Below are 533 nucleotides of genomic sequence, written 5' to 3'. Positions count from 1 at the left end.
TTGCTTTCAGAGCTTTCTGTAGGTGCTTTTGCGGAAGACTCAGAAGTTGAGGTCTTGCTAGTCGCAGAAACATTAGACAAATTCACATTCATAAAAACTTTCTCGTTTTTAGCTACGCCTTTTTATGGCGTGACCAGATTGCCCATCAGAGGCAAAATTAGATAATTAAACCATGAATTTGCAAAAATCACGCCAACGCATAAGGCTATTTTCCTGACGAACAACGCACACGAAAAGAGTGGAAGCGAGATCAACTTCAACAAAAATTAGAACGGCTTGGCCTTACGGCTAAACAACAGCGTGGAAAACTCATCCATCTGCTTTTGCTCACGTTTGGCTTCCGCGATTTGCTTTTCTTTCGCTTTCTTTTCGATCATCCACTCGTAAGACATGCGTTCTTGGCGCATCTTGAGCCAGTAGTCTTTGCAGTTTTCGACTTGTTCTTTGAAGTGATGCTCTGCTTGCTTTTGCTTTGACAGTGTCTCGTCAAGCTGACATAAGAATCGGTTGAGATGCCCGTATTGGCTGGCGGT

The 533-nt window shown here is 43.3% G+C and carries 1 protein-coding gene; it reads right to left on the bottom strand.

Translation table 11 applies throughout. From position 1 onward, the window contains the following. Window positions 1-266: 266 nt before the first annotated feature. On the bottom strand, window positions 267-533 hold a 267-nt coding region (gene fliJ / locus R8N47_RS27980; protein ID WP_318186457.1), incomplete at its 5' end, for a flagellar export protein FliJ.

This window comes from Vibrio sp. 2132-1, assembly GCF_033344315.1.
Note: the sequence above shows the minus strand (reverse complement) of the source record. Positions and strands in the feature narration are given on the sequence as shown.